Here is an 18,882-nt window from a genome sequence, read left to right on the forward strand (position 1 = left end):
CCATATCCTTCAGACGCTTGGCCTGGTCTACCTTCAAACCTCCGTATTCCTTGCGCCAACGGAAGTAGGTCTGCTCGGTCACACCCAACTGACGACTGATCTCCGCGATCGTGCGGCCTTGCGCCGACAGCACTTCGGCCTCTCGCAGCTTGTGGATGATCTCTTCGGAACTAAAGCGCTTCTTGGGCATGGTCCAAATCTCCTTAGTCATAGTTTATGAACAATCGATCTGGATCAGTTTTTTCAGGTCAGGTCAACTTGATACGAGGCCACCGTCTTCTGAGCGTCATATACTTGAACGCCTGGATTCTCGCGGGCGAAGCGCTGGGCCGTTTCTGGATGCAGACCGGCAGCGTTGAACGTGGTGGCGGGATACCCGGTGACCGCCGACATGGCTGAGGTAACACCGCCGCCGAGGGAATGGCCAGCGAACTCGACTTCAATGCCACGCTGCTTAAGCAGGGTTCCGAGTCGCATGCCTCGATCGTAGTAATCGGTTTGCATGCCGACAGATTGGGGGAAGTTATTGGCCAGGAAGTCCTCGTTGGTCGTATCGCGCAACGAGCCATCGGCCATTACTTTACCGGCCGAGCCCTTTACCACCACCACCGGCTTTTGGTCGGGGCCTAGGGCGCTAGCGTCGGGCAGGTAAATCTCGGCACGGAAACCAGAGTCCTCGGGTTTAAGAAGGTCAAGCAGCCGCTCATCGCTGACATCAGCCAGCTTAGGCATTCGCTTTCGAAGCAACTCAAGGTTCTCGCTGGCGCGTGTCCAGCCCGGTGGGGCTTTCTGTTGATCTTCTTCTGCGCCTTCATCCATAGCCGAAAAATAGACATCTTTCGCAAGGACCGCCATGTTGTCATCGTGGAACAATCCGTCCATCTCGTTCGCGCGAGCTACAGCGGCAGGATCGCCACTAGCACGAAGCGTTTGCAGAAAAACCTGACGCTCCTTGAGTTCGACTTCAGTGGGGAACATCTAGTGACTCCTTGTCTTAAGTAATGTCGAATTACAGCAAAGGGATATCTGCTTCTTCACTGGGGAAACCGAAGGCTTTGCGCATATCACTGTAGTTCTTGCCTAAAGGTGGGCGCTGGTAGCCATGCTTAAGCAGCCACTGCTGACATTTGCGCTGCCAAGAAGGGTCTTTAGGGTTGCCTGGGTGCCAGAAGATCGAGTTGATGGTGTAGGACTGGGCCGGACTGATGCCGGGGCCCGGCTTGTACATCACAGAGGGATCGGCTCCATGCTCTAGCAGCCAATACACCGATTGAAAGCCCCCAAGACCGGCATAATGTTCAAGAATCGGCCCCAACATGCCTGCATCCGGCTCATTCACGTTCGCGCCGTGCTCGACCAAAGTCTGGACGTTCTGCCACTGATTGCCCCAAATGGCCGCCTGGAACAGCAGCGTCTCGCCATTGGAGTTGCGGGTGTTCGGATTCCCTCCGTGCTCCAGCAGCAGCTTGAGGTAAATGGGGTTCTTTTCTTTGGATGCCCACACCAGGGCGTTGTTCTTGTTTCGGCCTTTAAAGCGCGCCTTATTCGGGTTATCTGTTATCGGAGTCGCTGCATTCGGATCGGCTCCGTTTTCCAGAAGGGCCTTTAAACCTGTCGGGTTTTCGTGGAACACCGGCCATGCGACTAACGGCATTCCTTCGCGACCGAAAATCTTATCGGGATTGACTCCCTCATCTTTTATTAACCGCCTGATCTCGACCGCATCGCCCCGCTGGGCGGCGAACGCCAAGGCTTGAGCTTTCGGTTGACCAGGGAACTGCGCTTCAAGGCTTACCTTTTGCGCTGCCGACGGCTGTTCTCCTGACGCGGGCGACGACGGGGCAAGACACCCAGCGAGGAAGGCCAACAGGACCAGGACCGCCCATCGCGTTACTAGTCCACGGGTGAATTCAGAGCGGACGATGTGCAAGGCGATTTCCTTGTAAGGAGACGGTCATGAATTATCGGACAAGAAGCGCGTTCGGATCGGACTGTTGATCCCCAGCGAATCTCTTAGCCGAGGCCGCTGTGGTCGGTCATGGGCTCTGCGGCAGTGCGTTCAGGCTGGCCGCGGCGGGAATGCCGTTCCAGCTCATCAGGGCTTGTTCGACAGCCGTTCCGTTGGCTTTGATCCAAGCACCAAAGTCTTCCTTTGCCGTCTCGCCGTAGTTCCGGTGCGCGTAAATTGCCATCACGCCCGTGCCTTCGATCAGTTTGATCCGAACGAATACCGTTTCGAGAAAACCTTTCCCTGGCAGGATCGCCACGAGCAGATACTCGGTTGGCTTGTTTTCCGTGCGGGGCGTTGATTCGGTTTTGAGGATATTGCCGGCGCCCTTGTACTGAGCCAGCGAGGCCTCGGCGAGCGCGGCCAGCGTCGCGCTGTCCTGAGCATCTTGACGCGGCACCAGGGTGATCATGTCCTGCCACTTGGAAAGATCCTCCTGTCCGACCGGAGTGAACTCGTTCTGCGTGCCTTTGGACCAGCGATGGGCATAGCGCGTGCCATTGAAGATCAAGGTGGACGCCGATTGGGCCTGGGTCGCATTACCGGTCGCCGCCGGTGACTTGGCCGGCAGAGACTGGGAAGTCGTAGCCACCACAATGGCGGCCAGGATCAGGTGAACGTACTTTCGAGCGATCAGCATTTGTTTCTCCAGCTGTGGATTGATAAAGCTCCAAACACGCGATGATGAGGCGCATCGATGAGATGACGCGCCGACACTAAAAGGAACGGGAGCTAAGGTTGTTCAAGGCCGCAGCGGTGGCTATGGACGCGGCTCCGAACTGTAAGGACTTGATTGCCGAGAAAATGCCGATCCAAACGAGCACAAACTGCGTAATGACGATGGCTCCATTGCCGGTTGGACCAAAGCTCCCATAAGGAACGGATAGAAAAGTCACGCTTGCCGCGAGCAAGCATACAAACGCAGCGAAGATCGCGAGTTGCATATTCCGCCGATCGTATCTCCTGCCCGCACCCGCAGAAGGTGATTGCTCGCCGGCCACGCCGCTGAGTCGAAGAAGCCAGATGCATGCCGCAGCCACAACTATCAGCATGATTCCAACGCCGATGGAAAAAGCTGCGGATATCACCGGCATGTCCATTTCGATTGCCCACTCAAAGCATCGTCCCGACATGGACATCATGTGCAGAACAAGAACAGACAGCACGGCGAGCGACGCCGGCCGAAGCAATTTCTCTGATTCGCTTAAACTGTGGCGTCGATTTTTCATCGATGTACTCGATACTTGGGGTTATCGAACTTGGACCGGCAGGCTGCATGCCTTGTAGTAGATGTGACAGTCGGTGTCGCCACGCTTCTTGCAAGCACTCGTCCCAAGATCTATAGCCTGCTCTACTGTTTCTGCATGGGAGAAATTTGAACCCGTCAACCCCTGGATAATCGCGACGCATTGGTTGATGTACTCAAGCTCGGACCTGCAATCGGAGCCACCTCGCGCCTTGCATTCAGCAAGAGCGTCTTTTTTTGCTTGTCTTTTGTTGTTTCTATTTGCCACGGCGCCAACAACACCACTTGTTTTGTCCTGTGCGATAGCTCCCCAACGTGACGACCATTTAGGTCCTGTCTGGACAGTGCCACCTCCCGTGGAGGGGAACGGGATGCAGGATTTCACGCTTGGCGAGTTCTGCGGATAGAAGCCCTGCGGACAGCCACCCTCCGCATGTGCTGAGCCAGTCGTTATTAGCAGCGCCAGGATGATTCCTGAGATGAACTTGGCATTCATTTCTTCTTGATCTCATTCGGGTCGGGAGCGTCCAATGAAGCACCTGTGCTGTATCGGGCACCTGAATCATAGGATGAGCCAGGTAGTCGCTGGTTTTCCGAAGTGCCCTTGGTATGGGTAGCCGGCGGGGCATATGACCCAGGGGGCTGCCCTTGAGGCCCAGGACTCGTTGCGGGTGTGGGATTGAAAGCTGTGTAGGTGGAGAAGCTGCCCAGCGCCCCGTTGAAGAACGTACCCACCATCGGCGGCACCGAGATCAGAAGAACCGTGACAATGAGCCCAATACCGCCTTGCTGAATGGCCAGCGAGGTCATTCCTTCAGGCTCCAAGCCCAGGATGCCATTCAGTGCTTTGGACACCCAAAAGGCGACGGCGACCTTCGACATGAACTTCAAGGCGATGGCGGACATCACGCTCAACGCCGCCATTGCGAAGTAAGTCGCTATTCCCGACATCAGCCACTTCTTGAACAGCTCTTTTGTCTGTTCGAACATCAAGCACAAGATAAACAACGGTGCCAATCCGACAAAGAAGGCAATGCCGAAGCGATACATGAGCGTGAGCGCGCCAACCGTCATGGGAACGCTTGCGGTGCCGAACCCGGCCATGAGCAAGGCGCGGCCTTTCTGCTCTCTTGTTTCGTCGTCACCGTCGACCACTTGGACGGCATCGATGGCGCTCATGGCGATCTGCATGTAGGCCAAGTTCTGATCAATGGCTGCGACAGAAGTCTTGCCGGTTTCGCCACTGATGGTTTCGTGAATTTCGGTGTCGAGGCCAGTGGTGAGTAAGTTGTAGATGTTCACGTTGCCGAAGGTCATCCCGGTGGCAACGAATAAGATCAACACCACTTTCAGGCTGTTGGTCACGAGCCCCATCATCGGCTCGCGGGAATGGCCGGTTGCGACGCGATAGCCGGCCACCAGGAAGTAAAGCGTAGCTAGGGTGAGCGCGAGTCCACCTACCCACGTCATCATCCGCTGCATGAGCTTGAAGCCGAAGGTGGTGATTTCTTCGCTGAAGTAGTCGTTGATGAGCTTGAAGAAGGCGAAGTCCAAGACGCCACCTTGAGCCTTCGGCGTCACGAACGAGAAGATTCCGTCCAGGGAAAGGATGTCCATAAGTCAGATCCGAACTAAGAGGGTAAAAGGGAGGTTGCAGCCAGGGATGCGAGAGCTCATTTCGAGAGCGCCGCCTTGAGTACGCCGGCCTGGATGATCTTGCCGACAAGCTGCCCTTTACCCTTGTTGCCGCTCAAGGCCCGCTTGGCGAGTCGACTCTGATCCCACTTGAGACCTTCGACATAGTCGTCGTATGCCTTCATTCGGGCTTGCCAGTAATCCAACTCCATCGACGTACGAAGCATGAATCGCTGTGCTTCATTGTCGTTCGCGGCGAGATCGCCCTGCCGTGAGCCGGCGGTGTCCCGTTGCGCTTCGATCTGCTTGAACTCGACGTTGCGGAGCATCAGTGTCCGTAACATCTGGACCGATTCGTTGTATTTCATGTTCTCGGCATACACCATTCGCTGGCACACCGTCAGTTGCTCATTGATGACGTTGGCGTCCAGCTTCGGCATGGCCATCTTGAACGCGCCAACCAATTGCTCCTTGATCCCGCCTTCTCCAGGGCACAAGTCTTCCATGCCGTAGTCGGCCTGCCGCGGCGGAAAGGTGTCAGTCATTTGCGCCTGACCGAAGTTCAAGCGCTGGAGCCGGATGAGCTGCTGCTGGTAGTGGTTCGCCGTATCCGTCCACCGCTTGGCATTCTTGCCGAACTCAGCCGCGTCCTTCGCGATCTGCTGGAGCTGGGCTCCGTAGTTGACCGGATCGTTGACGATCACCTGTGCGCTGGCTTGACTGAGCCAAAGGCCACTCAACGCAACCATCAGTATCGCGGCCCCCCTGATGGATCGGTTCACTCTGCTGCGGTGTTCCATACAGACTCCTTGTCGTATTGAATGTGCTGCAAATAGGTTGTAGCTGTTTCTAGCTATCTTATGCGGCGGAGGCCCAAGTCAAAGTTTTCGGACCATCAGCTGTCTAGGAGATAAGTGAGACCATTTTGATGAAGATAGGCAAGTAACTCGATGTCATTTTTGATCCGGAGTTTTTTTATAGCTTTGCGTTTGTGTCTTGAAATGCTGTCGTAACGGACCCCAACTTCCGTTGCGATCTCGCCGGGTGGGGTTCCTTGACATAGCGCAATCAATATTCGGCGTTGTTGCTGGGTTACCTTGCTCCAGGGATGGCTGGGGAGTATCTCCATCTTGATCGCGGGATCGATGAGTACGATGCCCTGTCTCGCTACGCGCACCGCTTCTGAAAGCAGAAGCAGTGAGCTCTTCTTGCATACATAACCAAGCGCACCTGCCGTCATCGCATCTTCAACAAGGAAGGGGCTGTCGTTTGTTGAGTACATGACGATTTTAAGCTTGTTGTCTCGTAACAGGGCGGCTCGTAGCATGCTCAGTCGATCGTGCGCCTCCGGCAACGCTACGTCTAAAATCACGACAGCTGGAGCGAGTTGCAGTTCGCTGATTGATTCAAGCAGTTCTTCGCTATCGTAAGCCGCCTGAATTTGCTCAGGATCTACCTTCAGTTGGTTCACGAGCAGCGACTTCAATACCATCACGGTGTGTGGCTGGTCGTCTGCAACGATGTATTTCATCCTCTTTTCCTTGAGCTGATTCGTTGTTGGCCTCCAAGCCCGCACCGTGTGTTGATAGTGTGGCGTTACCTCCGGCACTTTGTCATCAGCCGAAAATTCGGCCTATCGGGTTTTCATGGAGGCCGAAAATTCGGCCTATGCTGGCGCGAGTGTGAGGCGTGGCACACTTACTGCTGCCTAGTTCCGAGCGAATAGGCTAAATATCAGTCGCTATGGCGAACAACGCTGCTGGACGCGCTGCACTTATTGAGCATTAGCTCAAATCTGATTCAGGTTTATTCGGATTTTTCTGACAAGCGGACGCGGCATCTGCCGACCGGGCAGGTTCATTACTGGCGTAACAATTAGGTCGAAGCTCCACACTTGAGCGCCGAAATTGGTTTGCGCGTACCTGACGCCTAATTGCACAGCGCACGCCATGTGGAGTGGATGTCCCGCGCGTCGCGCAGTTGCTGCCGTCGTTGATTGCTCGTTATCGCCTCCGGTGGTTCTGGAGCCACGTTTCTCTAGTCGCTGCTGGTTCAATCGCGGTGCGCGACGACAGGGCGGCAGGGGCTTAGCTGGCTACTGACCGCTTGAGGCGGCCGTCTCCAGGCTCGCACCTTTTGCTGGAAGTTTCCAGCCGGGACATTGCCAGCAGGCATTCGACCGCCTTCCCCCTAGCCTTGTAAGGATGAAGAAGTCCGCAGCGAGCACTGCGCCTCGTAAGAAGGCGAAACCGAAGGCCAAGGCACAAGCGTCGCCTACGGTCGAGGAGCTGATCGGGCTGAGGATCAAGGAGGCGCGTATCGCGCGCGGGATCAGCCAGCATCGTTTGGCTCACGGCATCCCAATGGATCGGGCTCACTTGGGGCAGTTGGAAAACGGCCATCACGGTGCTAGCCCCGTGATCTTGGCCAAGATCGCCGTCGCACTGGGATGTCAGATTGGCGAGCTGTTCCCTGACGTTGCAGAGTTCGCTGAAATTGTTGATGTGCGGGCCATCGAACACCGCCCGCGACTTGCCGGTGGCCGCTAGAGAGGCAAAAGGGCCTCAAGCCGTACTAGGGCGGCGACAGTCATAGTCGCAGGATCGCGAGGTCCGAGATTACGCCCGCTTCAGCCAGCGAAATTGTTGGTACTGGAGTTGGTATAAGTGCGGCTGGACCTTGGAAAAAATGTTCTAAAACAATAGCTTATTTACCCAGTCTCGGTCAGCGGGAATGACGGTAGGTAAGTACGCTGTTTCCGAGTCCCGAGTCCCGAGTCCCGAGTCCCGAGTCCCGAGTCCCGAGTCCCGAGTCCCGAGTCCCGACAGAACACAGCATCGCCCCAGCCGCCCGGTCCGGAAACGGTCGGTCGCGCCGTGGGTGGTAAACTGCGTGCGCCGGTTCGCCGGTACACCACAGGTAACGTCTTCAGGGCGGGGCGAAACTCCCCACCGGCGGTAGGCGCGGCAACGCGCGAGCCCGCGAGCGCCTTGGGATCCCGGCCGCAGTCTGCGGTCGCGCGAGCCCGAGGGTCAGCAGATCCGGTCCGATGCCGGAGCCGACGGTCACAGTCCGGATGAAAGAAGACGGCTACGCGCGAGCCCGTTCGACACGACGGGCGAGACGACTCCCGCGGCCCGGCCGCGCGTCGTGCGTTGTCTTCATAGCCTTGAGGCGTTTTTCGCTCACTTCATGCGGGAAACGTTTCATGACCCAGTTCGATCGCAACACCGCCGCGGCCTCGCGCCCGAGCGTCCTCCGTCGAGAGGTGCGCTGATGTTCACCGGCATCATCGAAGGCGTCGGCACGCTGGCCGACAAGCAGGACATCGGGGGCGATGTGCGCTTGCGCATCGCCACCGGCAGTCTGGATTTCTCCGAGCCCAAGTTGGGCGAAAGCATCGCGGTCAACGGGGTCTGTCTGACCGTGATCGAATTCGGCGCGGACTGGTTCTGCGCCGACGCCTCCACCGAAACCCTGTCGTTGACCACGCTCGGCGCGCTCAAGCCCGGCGCGCGGGTCAATCTGGAACGGGCGATGCGCCCGAGCGACCGCCTCGGCGGGCACATGGTCAGCGGCCACGTCGACGGCGTCGGCGCGGTGCTGTCGGTACATCAGGACGCGCGCGCGCAGCGTTGGCGCTTCGGCGCTCCGCAACCGTTGTTGCGCTACATCGCCAAGAAGGGCTCGATCTGCGTCGACGGCGTCAGCCTGACGGTCAACGAAACCGATGGCGAAGGGTTCGAGATCGCGTTGATTCCGCATACCGTGGAGAACACGGCGTTCAGCGCCACCGGCGTCGGCTCTTCGGTCAATCTCGAAATCGACTTGGTCGCCCGCTACGTCGAGCGCCTGCTCGGCGATCGCCAGATCGGAGGTGCGGCATGAGTTTCGCGAGCGTTCCCGAATTGCTGGAGGAAATCCGCGCCGGCCGCATGGTGGTGATCGTCGACGACGAGGATCGCGAGAACGAAGGCGATCTGATCATGGCCGCCGAACTGGTGCGTCCGGCCGATATCAACTTCATGGTCACCCACGCGCGCGGCCTGGTGTGCCTGTCGCTGATGCGCGAGCGCTGCCTGCAACTCGGCCTGGGCCCGATGGTGCGCGACAACACCTCACCGCACCACACCAACTTCACCGTCAGCATCGAGGCCGCCGAAGGCGTCACCACCGGCATCTCGGCCTACGACCGCGCCCACACCGTGCGCACCGCGGTGAGGCCCGACGCCAAGCCGGCCGATCTGGCCCAGCCCGGCCACATCTTCCCGCTGATGTCGCAGCCCGGTGGCGTGCTCAGCCGCGCCGGCCACACCGAAGCGGCGAGCGATCTGGCCCTGCTGGCCGGCCTTGAGCCGGCCGGCGTACTGGTCGAAATACTGAATGCCGACGGCAGCATGGCGCGGCGTCCGCAGTTGGAGGCCTTCGCCGCCGAGCACGGGCTCAAGATCGGTTCGATCGAAGAACTGATCCGCTATCGCCTGGCCACCGAACACACCATCGAGCGTGTGGACGCGCGCGAGATCGAAACCGAGCACGGCCCGTTCCAACTGCTGAGCTATCGCGACCGCCTGACCCACTCGCTGCATTTCGCGATGGTGCGCGGCCAGGCCGATGCGCAGACCCCGACCCTGGTGCGTGTGCACGTGCTCAACCCGCTGGCCGATGCGCTGCATTGGCGCCGCGCGGACTTCGGCCCGGCGGTCGGCGATGTGCTCGCCGCGATCGCGCGCGAAGGCCGCGGCGCGCTGGTGCTGCTGGCCGATCACGCCGATGCCGAGGCGCTGCTGGCGAGGGTGCGCGAGCAGCCCGCCGCGCACGAAGCGCAGGCCGACACGCACGAAGCCCCGGTGTCCGCGGCGGTGCCGACTCGCGGCCATGCGCTGGCCGAATGGCGGCGCAACGGCGCCGGCGGGCAGATACTGGCCGATCTGGGCCTGGGCAAGCTGCGCGTGCTGGGTACGCCGCGCAAGCAGATCGGCCTGGCCGGATTCGGTCTGGAAGTGGTCGAGTACGTGGATATCGCGACGCTGGGCTGAGTCGCGGCGGATCCATGCGCGCCGCCCTCTTGGTGGCGCGCTGGCCTGGATGGGTGCCGACGCAGCGGCTGGCTGTCGGGGCTGAAGCCCCTCCCACAAAAGCTCGCATGGCGGCGAAGTCTTTTGTGGGAGGGGCTTGGGTGCCGACAGCGCCTCATCATGGCCAGCGCAACTCGCCCCAAGACCGGCACCCGCCGCCCCCAGCCGCTAAACTAACCCCCTTTCGCCCAGCCCCCTCAGTACAGCGGACCCCGACATGCCCCACTACGAAGGCGACCTGCGCAGCCCCCAGGGCGCGCGCTACGCCATCATCGCCAGCCGCTGGAACCCGCGCATCACCGACACCCTGGTGGCCGGCGCGCGCAAGACCTTCGCCGAGCACGGCGTCACCGAAGACGCCATCGACGTGATCCGCGTCCCCGGCGCCTGGGAACTGCCGGTGATCGCCCGCCGCCTGGCCCTGGCCGGCCGGCACGTCGCGGTGGTCGCGCTGGGTTGCGTGGTGCGCGGCGACACCCGCCACTACGAACAAGTCGCCGACGGCTGCTCCGACGGCCTGATGCAGGTCAGCCTCGACCACGGTCTGCCGATCGCCAACGGCGTGCTCGCGGTGGAACGCCACGAAGACGCGGAAAACCGCGCCGGCGGCAGCCACGGCAACAAGGGCGAGGAAGCGGCGCTGGCCGCATTGGAAATGAGTCACCTGCTGGAGCAACTGTCATGAACAATCGCCGCCGCCAGGATGGGATCGACCCGGTCGCGCGTTCGCGCGCCCGCCGCCGCGCGCTACAGGCGGTGTACGCATGGCAGATGTCGGGCACCAAGGTCAACGACGTGATCGCCCAGTTCGCCCACGAACAAGCGCATGAAGTCGCCGACCTGACCTATTTCGAAGACCTGGTGCGCGGCGTGGACCAGCATCAGGACGATCTGGATCAGGCGCTGACGCCGTTCCTGGATCGCGAGATCGAGCAGGTCGACGCGATCGAACGCGCGGCGCTGCGCATCGCCGCCTACGAACTGCGTCACCGTCCCGACGTGCCGTACCGCGTGGTCATCAACGAGGCCATCGAGACGGTCAAGCGTTTCGGCGCCGAGCACGGCCACACCTACGTCAACGGCGTGCTCGACCATGCCGCCGCGCAATGGCGCGCGGTCGAATTCTCCGCGTCCAAGAAGAAGTGATCCGCCCGCGCCGCGCCCGCAACGGGCGTCGGCGCCACGGACTGTCGCGATGAGCGCCGCCGAATTCGACCTGATCGCCCGCATCCGCGCCCGCGCGGCGACGCGCGAGGACGTGGTGCTGGGCATCGGCGACGACGCCGCGCTGTTGCAGCCGGCGGCGGGCCGGCAACTGGTCGTCGCTACCGATACGCTCAACGCCGACGTGCATTTCGCGCGCGATGCGGCCGCGGCCAACATCGGCTGGAAATCGCTCGCGGCGAACCTGTCCGATCTGGCCGCGATGGGCGCCGAGCCGGCGTGGTGCACCTTGTCGCTGTCGTTGCCCGCTCAGAGCGGCGATGGATTGCAGGCCTTCGTCGATGGGTTCCTCGACGGTTTCCTCGAACTGGCCGCGCAGCATCGCGTGGCCCTGGTCGGCGGCGACACCACGCGCGGGCCCTTGTCGGTGTGCGTGACCGCGATGGGCTTCATCGAACCCGGCTGGGCCCTGCGCCGCGACGCGGCGCAAGTCGACGACGAGATCTGGATCACCGGCACGCTCGGCGATGCCGCCGCGGCGTTGGCGCTGGCGGGCGTGGCGCCGTACTGCGAAAACGAAGTGGGCCGCAACGCCGGCGATGCCCGGACCGAAGCTGCGCGCTTGTTCGAACGCTTGCACCGTCCGACTCCGCGGGTCGCGGCCGGACGCGCCTTGCGCGGACTGGTGCGCGCCGGCATCGATATTTCCGACGGCCTGCTTGCCGATCTCGGACACGTCTGCGCGGCTTCCGGCGTCGCCGCGTGCATCGAGGTCGATGCGTTGCCGGCCTCGACCGCCTTGGCCGCCGCGTGCGCGGGCGATTCGCGCCGGATCTTGCAACTCAGCGGCGGCGACGACTACGAATTGTGCTTCACCGCGCCGGCGCGGCAGCGGTCGGCGATCGCCCAGGCCTTGAGCCAGACGCAAACGCCGGCCGCGGTGATCGGACGGATCGAAGCGCCGCAAGCGGGCGCCGAGTTCGCGGTGCGCGTGCGCTCGGCCGATGGCTCGGCGTGGACGCCGGTTCGCACGGGTTATCGGCACTTCGGCTGATCGCTTCCGGCCCGACCGGCCAGGACGTTGGTTCCTCCACGACGCTCACGGCCATCGGATTCGACGGCGCCTGAGCCGTCCTGTTCGTTCGAGCGATGCCATCGGCCATGCCGGTGCCCGGAAAAGTTCAGACCGCTTTCACTGCGTGGATGCGAGCCTGACGGCTACCTCGACATCACACACCGCCGATATGGACTTCACGCGTCGTGCATCGTCGTCATCCGTTGTGTCGCGCCGACTCGGTCGGTCCCCGCTGTCGATAGCCCCGCTGTCGATAGCCTCGTCGTCGATAGGCGTGCTGGCGATCGCCTCAACGCTCGCCTTGAGCGGTTGCGGCGTGGTGCGCACCTACGTGGGCGTCAACACCGTCCAACTGCAGGACGCGCAGATCTTCGCGATGGAGAGCGAAATCGATTTCGGCGCGACCTTGATTTGCCCGCGCCGGCCGATGCAGATGCATGTGGCGGTTTCCGCGCAGCGGCCGGGGGAGGCGGCGCCTTCGACCTACGACACTTGGCGCGGCACTCCGGGCGTGCGTCGCAACGGCATGCTGGATTTCAGCAATTTCGCGTTTGCCAGCGAACAAGGCCGGTTCGACGAATGGGGCTGGTTCTATCCCAACACCGACCTGCTGGCCACGCTCGACAGCGGCTTCGTGATCGACACCCAGTTGCTGCATCCGACCGCGCAACTGGCGCAGACCCGGCGTTACGAACCCGAATACAGCTGCATCGTCAGTGCCGGCCGGCCGGGAGCGCCGGGCCGCGGCGGCACCGAGGGCTCCGACGGTTCTTCCGGCAGCAGCGGCAGCGAGGGCCAGAAAGGCGGCGAGGGTGGTTGGGGCGAAGACGGCGGCCCCGGCGGCGACGGTTATCAGGGGCCGCATGTGCAGGTCTATGCGACCTATGTCAGCACGCGGCTGTATCCCAAGCTGTTGGCGGTGCGCGTGTCGGGCGACATCCACGACTTCGTGCTCGCGCCCGCCGATCGTCCGCTGGCGCTGATCGCGCGCGGCGGGCAAGGCGGCAGCGGAGGGCGCGGCGGAAGCGGCGGGAGCGGCGGTTCGGGCAGCGGCGGCGGAAACGGCAAAGACGACGAAAACAGCGGTGCGGCGGGCGGCAGCGGGGGCGACGGCGGTCCGGGCGGTTCCGGCGGTCCGGGCGGCATCGGCGGCGATGGCGGTCAGATCGAGCTGATGTACGACGCTCGCTATCCCGAACTCGCGCAACTGCTGCTGTTCGACGTCGACGGCGGTCTGCCCGGTTCGGGCGGCACCGGCGGCGCCTCGGGCAACGGCGGTATGGGAGGCTCGGGCGGCGGCGGCTCGGGCAACAGCGGAAACTCCGGAAATCAAGGCAACTACGGCAGCTACGGCACAGGCGGTCGGGCCGGACGCGCGCAAGCCACCGCGGGCGACGTGTCTCGATATTTCCGTTCGATACCCGGGGTCAAGATGCTGCCGAACAAGAAGCGCTGATCCGCGCGCAGCACCCCGCAACGGTTGGTGGCGCTACGGCCGACGCGACACAGCGGCTGGGGTAGTACGGGCTTGACCCCAGCGCTTTCCGGTCCGCCGCCGGGATCTGAAACACACGGCGTCGGCACCGACACCGCACAGGCCCTCGGTCTCGCCCGCGGCCGCCACGCCGGCCCGAATGTCTGGATCGCGCGGCACAGTCGCGCGCCCGGCGCTGCGAGTAAGCTCGGCCGACCTCTCCGCCCGGCAGAGTGCGATGGAACGAGGTGTTGCAGTCTGGCTGTTGTTGCTGACGGCACTGTACGCCGGGCGCGCGGCTGGGCAGCGCAATCACTCGGTGTTCTACGACCAGAGCCAGGGGCTCAATTCCGGCGAAATAGCCGCCTTGGCGCAGGACCGCGACGGTTTTCTCTGGCTCGGCACCTTCGGCGGTCTGGTCCGTTTCGACGGACGCAGCTTCAAGGCCTGGGGCCGCGAGCGCCTGCACGAACCGACCGTGATCGTCGCGATCGGCGGCGAAGAACTGATCGCCGCCAGCAATGCCGGCGTCGCCTACGCCCGCCGCGGCGGCACCCTCGAACCCTGGATCGGCCCGCAAGGCCGGGCCGTGCGCGATCTCACCGCGGCGTTGTTCGATGCGCAGGGCCGGCTGTGGGTGGTGTTGGGCGAGCGCGTATGGCGGCGGGACCGCGGCGGCGGCTGGCTGCAGATCGCCGCGGCGACGTTCGACGGGGAAACACCGTGGCGCTTATCGCCGCTGCGCGACGGCGTCGCCTTGGTGACCGATCGCGGCGCGTGGCGGTTGAACCCCGACGCCAGCGCCGAGCGACTGCTGCGGCAACCGGGATTGTTCGCGGTGGCCGGCGGCGGCGATGGGCCGTATTGGTTCGTCGCCCATCGCACCGAAACCATCGCGCCCCTGATCTGGCGCAAGGACGCGCGCGGCCTGCGCAGTTTCCGGCGCCCGTACGGACGCGCGCTGGATATGGTCGAACGCGACGGCACCGTGTGGCTGTCGTTGGATCATGTGCTGGTCACCGTCTCCGACGACGGCAGCCAACGCTTGCAGGACCTGCGTCAGGGCGTGCCCAGCGGCGGGCCGTTGTTGATCGATCGCGAAGCCAGTCTATGGCTGGGTACTTTCGTCGGCTTGCTGCATTTCCCCGGCCCGCACACGTGGCAGTGGACCGAACTGGAAGGTCTGCCGTCCAACCACCTGTTCCGCGCCGAACCTTACCGCGAGCAGATGTGGATCTCGACCTGGGCCGGCGCCGTGCGTTTCGATGCGAGCACGTTGCGCATGCTCGATCCGGTTCCCGGCCCGGCGATCAGCGGGGTGCCGTGCGAGGACGGCGAAGGCGGGCTGTGGCTGACCCGCAGCGGTCTGATCCATCGTCTCGACGACACCGGCCTGCATCGCGCTTCGGTGCCGGCGCGGCCGCTGCGGGAATTCATGAGCACCGGCTGCGCCATCGACCGGCACCGGCGCTTGTGGTTGAACACCACCGGCGGCGTCTATCGGATCGAGAACGGCGACACTCGCGCGGTCGAACTGGTGTTGCCGGCGACTTCGAATCCGCAGGAGTCCACCCTGATCGCGGTGACCGAGCGCGACGAGTTGCTGCGCGTCGGCGGCCGCCACGCTTGCTGGTATCGCACCGATGCGCCGACGCCGCTGCGGCCGCGGCATTGCATCGCCGTGCCGCGGCCGTCGGGTTCGGGTCCGCTGCAACGCGTCGGTGCGCAACGCTACTGGTACGCCAGCGTCACCGGACTGCAGGAACTGCGCGGCGAAACGGTGAGGCGGTTGCCGGGCAACGACTCGCTGCCGGTGAACTACATGGGCATGGTGCGCGCCTCGCCGAAGGGCGGGTACTGGGTCGCCGGCGGAGGCAGTGCGTTGCGGATCGCGCCCTGCGACGACTGCGCGGCGGGTTGGCGCGTGCTCGAGCAGCCCGGGGCGATGCAGGGTCTGCCGGGCAACGCGGCGACTGCCGTGTTCGAACGCGACAACGGCGATCTGTGGGTGGTCGGCAACCGCGGCGCGATCGCGGTACCGGCCAGCGAACGCCAATTGCATCTGCCGCCGCCGAACGTGCGGCTGGTGCGGGCGACGGTGGACGGACGCGAGCACGATCCGGACCGCCCCTTGCATCTGAGCGCGCAGCAGCGCCGGCTGGATCTGGAATACGCCGCGCTGACCTATCGCGATCGCGGCCTGCTGCGTTTCCGCTCGCGCACCTCCGATCGCGACGCCTGGTCGAAGGCGGGCAGCGAGCCGATCCTGCAATTGATCGACCTGTCCGCCGGCCGCTATCGCGTGCAGATGCAGGCCAGTCTCGACGGCGAGCGCTGGTCGTCGGCGCAGGCGTTCGCGTTCGACGTCGCGCCGCCGTGGTGGGCGACCTGGTGGGCGCGGCTGATCTGGCTGAGCCTGTTGTTGGGCGTCGCGATCGTGCTGTATCGCCTGCGCGTGCAGCAGTTGCTGCGGCTGGAACGGCAGCGCAACGACATCGCCATGGACCTGCACGACGAGATGGGCTCGGGTCTGGGCTCGATCAGCGTGCTGGCCAACGTGGCCGCGCGCGAAGGTTCCGATGAGCGCGAGCGGCGCCAGATCGCCGGCGAGATCGCTTCGGTCGCCGAACTGCTGGGTGGCGGCCTGCGCTCGCTGGTGTGGACCATGCGCGAAAGCCGCGCCGGCCTGGGCGATCTGGCCGCGCAATTGGCCCAGCACGCCGGCCGCCTGTTGCCGGGGCCTTCGCCGGAGTTGCGCATGCGCTGGCCGCAGGCGTTCCCGCCCGGCACGGTGCAGCCGCAGGTGCGCCGGCATGTGCTGATGATCGCGCTGGAGGCCTTGCACAACGCCGCCCGGCATGCCGGCGCGGGGCAGGTCGTGGTCGAACTGAGCGCGCAGGCGGCCGGCTGGTGTCTGCGCATCGACGACGACGGTGTCGGCTTCGATCCCGAACATCCCGCGCGCCGCAGCGGTCTGGACACGATGCGCCAGCGCGCGCGTTTAATCGGCGCGCGGTTGGAGCTGGACAGCGCGCCAGGCGCCGGGACCCTCATCGCCTTGTACTTCGAACCGTTCGGTACTTGAATGAATACGACTCGCGCGAAGGCTGGGCGCAAACGGCGGGATCGGATCGCATGCCCATGCGATATCCCGCCGCGGCGGCGACCGGCACGGTGCGGTGCATGAACGCTATGCCCGCAGCGATCCGCGTGGCCGTGGTCGAAGACGATCCGCGCTACCGCGCCAGTCTGGAAACCTTGGCGCGCCATCTGCCGCGGTTCGCGCTGGTCGCCGCCTATCCGGCCGCCGAGCCGCTGTTGGCGCGCGCCGCGCAGGCCCGGCGCCGCGGCGAGGAGCGGCCATGGGATCTGGTGTTGATGGACATCGGTTTGCCGCAATTGGACGGTATCGAGGCCACGCGCAAGCTCAAGGCGATGTTTCCGGAACTGCGCGTGGTCGTGCTCACTGTGTTCGAAGAACCCTATCGTGTGCTGGCGGCCATCTGCGCCGGCGCCGACGGCTATCTGCTCAAGAGCGCGTTGGGTTCGCAGATCGGCGAACAGTTGGAACAAGTCGCCGGCCACGGGGCGGCGCTGTCGCCGCAACTGGCGGCGACGGTGATGAACTTCGTCCGGGTCGGCAACGCGCATGCCTTGAATCATCGCCTGCCCGCCGATCTGGGCCTGACGCCGCGTCAACTGGATGTGTTGCGCGAACTGGTCAAGGGAAAATCGTATCCGCAGGCCGCGCGCGCGCTCGACATCTCGCTCGATACCGTGCGCACGCACGTGCGGCGGATTTACTCGGCGTTGCAAGTGCACAGCGTCGCCGAGGCCGCCGCTTACGCGCTGCGCCATGGCCTGGTCTGACCGGGTTCCGCGTTATGCGCGATCTTGTCGCATCGTGATGCGATAGGCAGCCCGATCCGGTCTGCCTAGCCTGCGCCTGTCTTCAGCAGACGGGTGCCGGACATGGAACGCGCAATGCAGTGGGGTCGCAGCACAGTCCCGCCGACCGCCGATCGATCGGGGTCGCGTGGTATCGAACGGGCAGGCCGATGGTTGAGCCTGATCGCAACCGGGCTGGCGATGGCGCATTGCGCGCCCGCCGCGTACGGCGCGGTGCCTTATCGAATCGAATGCCCGGACCAGCAGGTCGTGGTCGGTTTCACCGGCCGGGTCGGCGCCTGGGTCGACCACATCGCGCCGCTGTGCGCGGGTTGGGACGCGAACGCGCAGCGGCTGGGGCCGGCGGTGGCGCAACCGCGCGTGGGAGAGTCGGGCGGCGGCGATGCCGCAAGCCGACGCTGTCCCGACGGCATGGCGGTCGGCGCCGATTATCGCATCGCCTATGCACGCGATCCGCGCGTGCTGCATTCGATCGAGTTCACTTGCGTGCCGGTCGACGGCTCATCGGGCAATCGGGTCGCGCGTTCGTTCGGCTCGGACTCGGAAATTTCCAAGCCGCCGCTGATTCCGATTCCGATCACCGAATCCGGCCGGGGCGTGGTGGTCGAAAACCGCTGCGCCGACGGCCAACTGTTCAGCGGCATCGCCGGATCGTCGGGCTTGTACGTCGATCATTTGTTGCCGATCTGCGGCCCCGCGCCGGAACTGACGGCCGCACCTGCGCCGCCGCCCGCGCCGAAGGCGATCGCGACCGCTGCGGCGCCGGCGGATTTGTCTTCCAGACGCCTGGCCGGCTTGGCGAAGCCGGTGGCGGCAAGCACCGCGATCGGCACGACCCGTCTGGCCGCCGCGGCCACCGCGGCCACCGCGGCCAGTTTCGCTGGCCGTTGGACCACTACTTACGGGCCGATGACGATCAGCGTGAACGGCGACAGCGCCACCGGCGTGTATCCGCAGCAAAGCGGACGCGTCGCCGGCACGGTGCGCGGCGACGAACTCAAAGGCCGATGGACCGAAGGCGCTCAGTCGGGCGAGGTGACCTTCACCCTGCAAGGCCGCGACCGCTTCCTCGGCTGCTGGCGCAGCGGCAGCGGTGGACCCGAGCGCTGCAACTGGCAGGGCACCCGCGACTGATCCGCACCGGATTGTCCAACGGCGAAGACGGATCGCTTCGCCGCAACGGTTCCAAAGGAGCCAAACATGCGTGTGTTGCGCGGTTTGTCGTTCGGTGGCGCTCGCCACACCGTGTTCTTGCTGCTGACCTTGGCGGGCGTGGCGGCGTGTCCCGCGCAC

Annotated in this window: 19 protein-coding genes and 1 riboswitch; of the genes, 10 read left to right on the top strand and 9 right to left on the bottom strand. The window is 63.8% G+C overall.

Features of this window, described 5'->3' with window-relative positions:
• From ACTOWJ_RS15070 to ACTOWJ_RS15110, 9 genes are all read right to left on the bottom strand, one after another.
• Positions 1-190, bottom strand: a 190-nt coding sequence (locus tag ACTOWJ_RS15070; protein ID WP_441333487.1) for a transposase, incomplete at its 3' end; no start/stop codon positions are given.
• Positions 191-243: 53 nt separating this feature from the next.
• Complete coding sequence (locus tag ACTOWJ_RS15075; RefSeq protein WP_441335457.1) at positions 244-978, bottom strand: hypothetical protein; 735 nt, start codon at positions 976-978, stop codon at positions 244-246.
• Positions 979-1,009: 31 nt separating this feature from the next.
• Positions 1,010-1,930: an ankyrin repeat domain-containing protein gene (locus tag ACTOWJ_RS15080; RefSeq protein WP_441335458.1), complete on the bottom strand. Its 921-nt coding sequence runs from the start codon at positions 1,928-1,930 to the stop codon at positions 1,010-1,012.
• Positions 1,931-2,036: 106 nt separating this feature from the next.
• Positions 2,037-2,648 (bottom strand): hypothetical protein, encoded by a 612-nt coding sequence (locus tag ACTOWJ_RS15085; protein WP_441335459.1) that lies wholly within the window; start codon positions 2,646-2,648, stop codon positions 2,037-2,039.
• A 76-nt stretch (positions 2,649-2,724) separates the two neighbouring features.
• Positions 2,725-3,237 carry a hypothetical protein gene (locus tag ACTOWJ_RS15090; RefSeq protein WP_441335460.1) on the bottom strand — a complete coding sequence of 171 codons (513 nt, stop codon included), beginning with the start codon at positions 3,235-3,237 and terminating at the stop codon, positions 2,725-2,727.
• Between the two features lie 21 nt (positions 3,238-3,258).
• Complete coding sequence (locus ACTOWJ_RS15095) at positions 3,259-3,750, bottom strand: DUF4189 domain-containing protein (protein WP_441335461.1); 492 nt, start codon at positions 3,748-3,750, stop codon at positions 3,259-3,261.
• Entirely contained in the window at positions 3,747-4,871 is a 1,125-nt protein-coding gene (locus tag ACTOWJ_RS15100) for a type IV secretion system protein (RefSeq protein ID WP_441335462.1), read from the bottom strand. The genes ACTOWJ_RS15095 and ACTOWJ_RS15100 overlap by 4 nt, the downstream gene beginning before the upstream one ends.
• 56 nt (positions 4,872-4,927) lie before the next feature.
• Positions 4,928-5,689: a hypothetical protein gene (locus tag ACTOWJ_RS15105; protein ID WP_441335463.1), complete on the bottom strand. Its 762-nt coding sequence runs from the start codon at positions 5,687-5,689 to the stop codon at positions 4,928-4,930.
• A gap of 95 nt (positions 5,690-5,784) precedes the next feature.
• Entirely contained in the window at positions 5,785-6,420 is a 636-nt protein-coding gene (locus ACTOWJ_RS15110) for a response regulator (RefSeq protein ID WP_441335464.1), read from the bottom strand.
• 673 nt (positions 6,421-7,093) lie between these two features.
• On the opposite strand from ACTOWJ_RS15110, the gene ACTOWJ_RS15115 reads away from it, so the two are divergent.
• From ACTOWJ_RS15115 to ACTOWJ_RS15160, 10 genes are all read left to right on the top strand, one after another.
• On the top strand, positions 7,094-7,438 hold the full coding sequence (locus ACTOWJ_RS15115) for a helix-turn-helix domain-containing protein (protein ID WP_441335465.1): 345 nt from the start codon (positions 7,094-7,096) through the stop codon (positions 7,436-7,438).
• 371 nt (positions 7,439-7,809) lie between these two features.
• Positions 7,810-7,981, top strand: a riboswitch (FMN riboswitch).
• Between the two features lie 184 nt (positions 7,982-8,165).
• A complete protein-coding gene (locus tag ACTOWJ_RS15120) occupies positions 8,166-8,777 on the top strand; it encodes a riboflavin synthase (RefSeq protein ID WP_441335466.1) in 612 nt (203 codons plus the stop codon).
• Positions 8,774-9,928, top strand: a complete 1,155-nt coding sequence (ribB, locus tag ACTOWJ_RS15125; RefSeq protein ID WP_441335467.1) for a 3,4-dihydroxy-2-butanone-4-phosphate synthase — start codon at positions 8,774-8,776, stop codon at positions 9,926-9,928. Before ACTOWJ_RS15120 ends, ribB begins: the two co-directional genes overlap by 4 nt.
• Before the next feature lie 256 nt (positions 9,929-10,184).
• Positions 10,185-10,652 carry a 6,7-dimethyl-8-ribityllumazine synthase gene (gene ribH, locus ACTOWJ_RS15130; protein WP_441335468.1) on the top strand — a complete coding sequence of 156 codons (468 nt, stop codon included), beginning with the start codon at positions 10,185-10,187 and terminating at the stop codon, positions 10,650-10,652.
• Entirely contained in the window at positions 10,649-11,113 is a 465-nt protein-coding gene (nusB, locus tag ACTOWJ_RS15135; protein ID WP_441335469.1) for a transcription antitermination factor NusB, read from the top strand. Before ribH ends, nusB begins: the two co-directional genes overlap by 4 nt.
• 49 nt (positions 11,114-11,162) lie before the next feature.
• Positions 11,163-12,185 carry a thiamine-phosphate kinase gene (thiL, locus tag ACTOWJ_RS15140; RefSeq protein WP_441335470.1) on the top strand — a complete coding sequence of 341 codons (1,023 nt, stop codon included), beginning with the start codon at positions 11,163-11,165 and terminating at the stop codon, positions 12,183-12,185.
• Positions 12,186-12,480: 295 nt separating this feature from the next.
• Positions 12,481-13,662, top strand: a complete 1,182-nt coding sequence (locus ACTOWJ_RS15145; protein WP_441335471.1) for a hypothetical protein — start codon at positions 12,481-12,483, stop codon at positions 13,660-13,662.
• 256 nt (positions 13,663-13,918) lie between these two features.
• Positions 13,919-16,765: a sensor histidine kinase gene (locus ACTOWJ_RS15150; RefSeq protein ID WP_441335472.1), complete on the top strand. Its 2,847-nt coding sequence runs from the start codon at positions 13,919-13,921 to the stop codon at positions 16,763-16,765.
• A gap of 98 nt (positions 16,766-16,863) precedes the next feature.
• Positions 16,864-17,550 carry a response regulator gene (locus ACTOWJ_RS15155; protein WP_441335473.1) on the top strand — a complete coding sequence of 229 codons (687 nt, stop codon included), beginning with the start codon at positions 16,864-16,866 and terminating at the stop codon, positions 17,548-17,550.
• A 192-nt stretch (positions 17,551-17,742) separates the two neighbouring features.
• Complete coding sequence (locus tag ACTOWJ_RS15160; RefSeq protein WP_441335474.1) at positions 17,743-18,723, top strand: hypothetical protein; 981 nt, start codon at positions 17,743-17,745, stop codon at positions 18,721-18,723.
• Positions 18,724-18,882 lie beyond the last annotated feature (159 nt).

It is taken from the genome of Lysobacter sp. CA199 (assembly GCF_052078715.1).
In the GTDB taxonomy this organism is placed as follows: Bacteria; Pseudomonadota; Gammaproteobacteria; order Xanthomonadales; family Xanthomonadaceae; genus Lysobacter.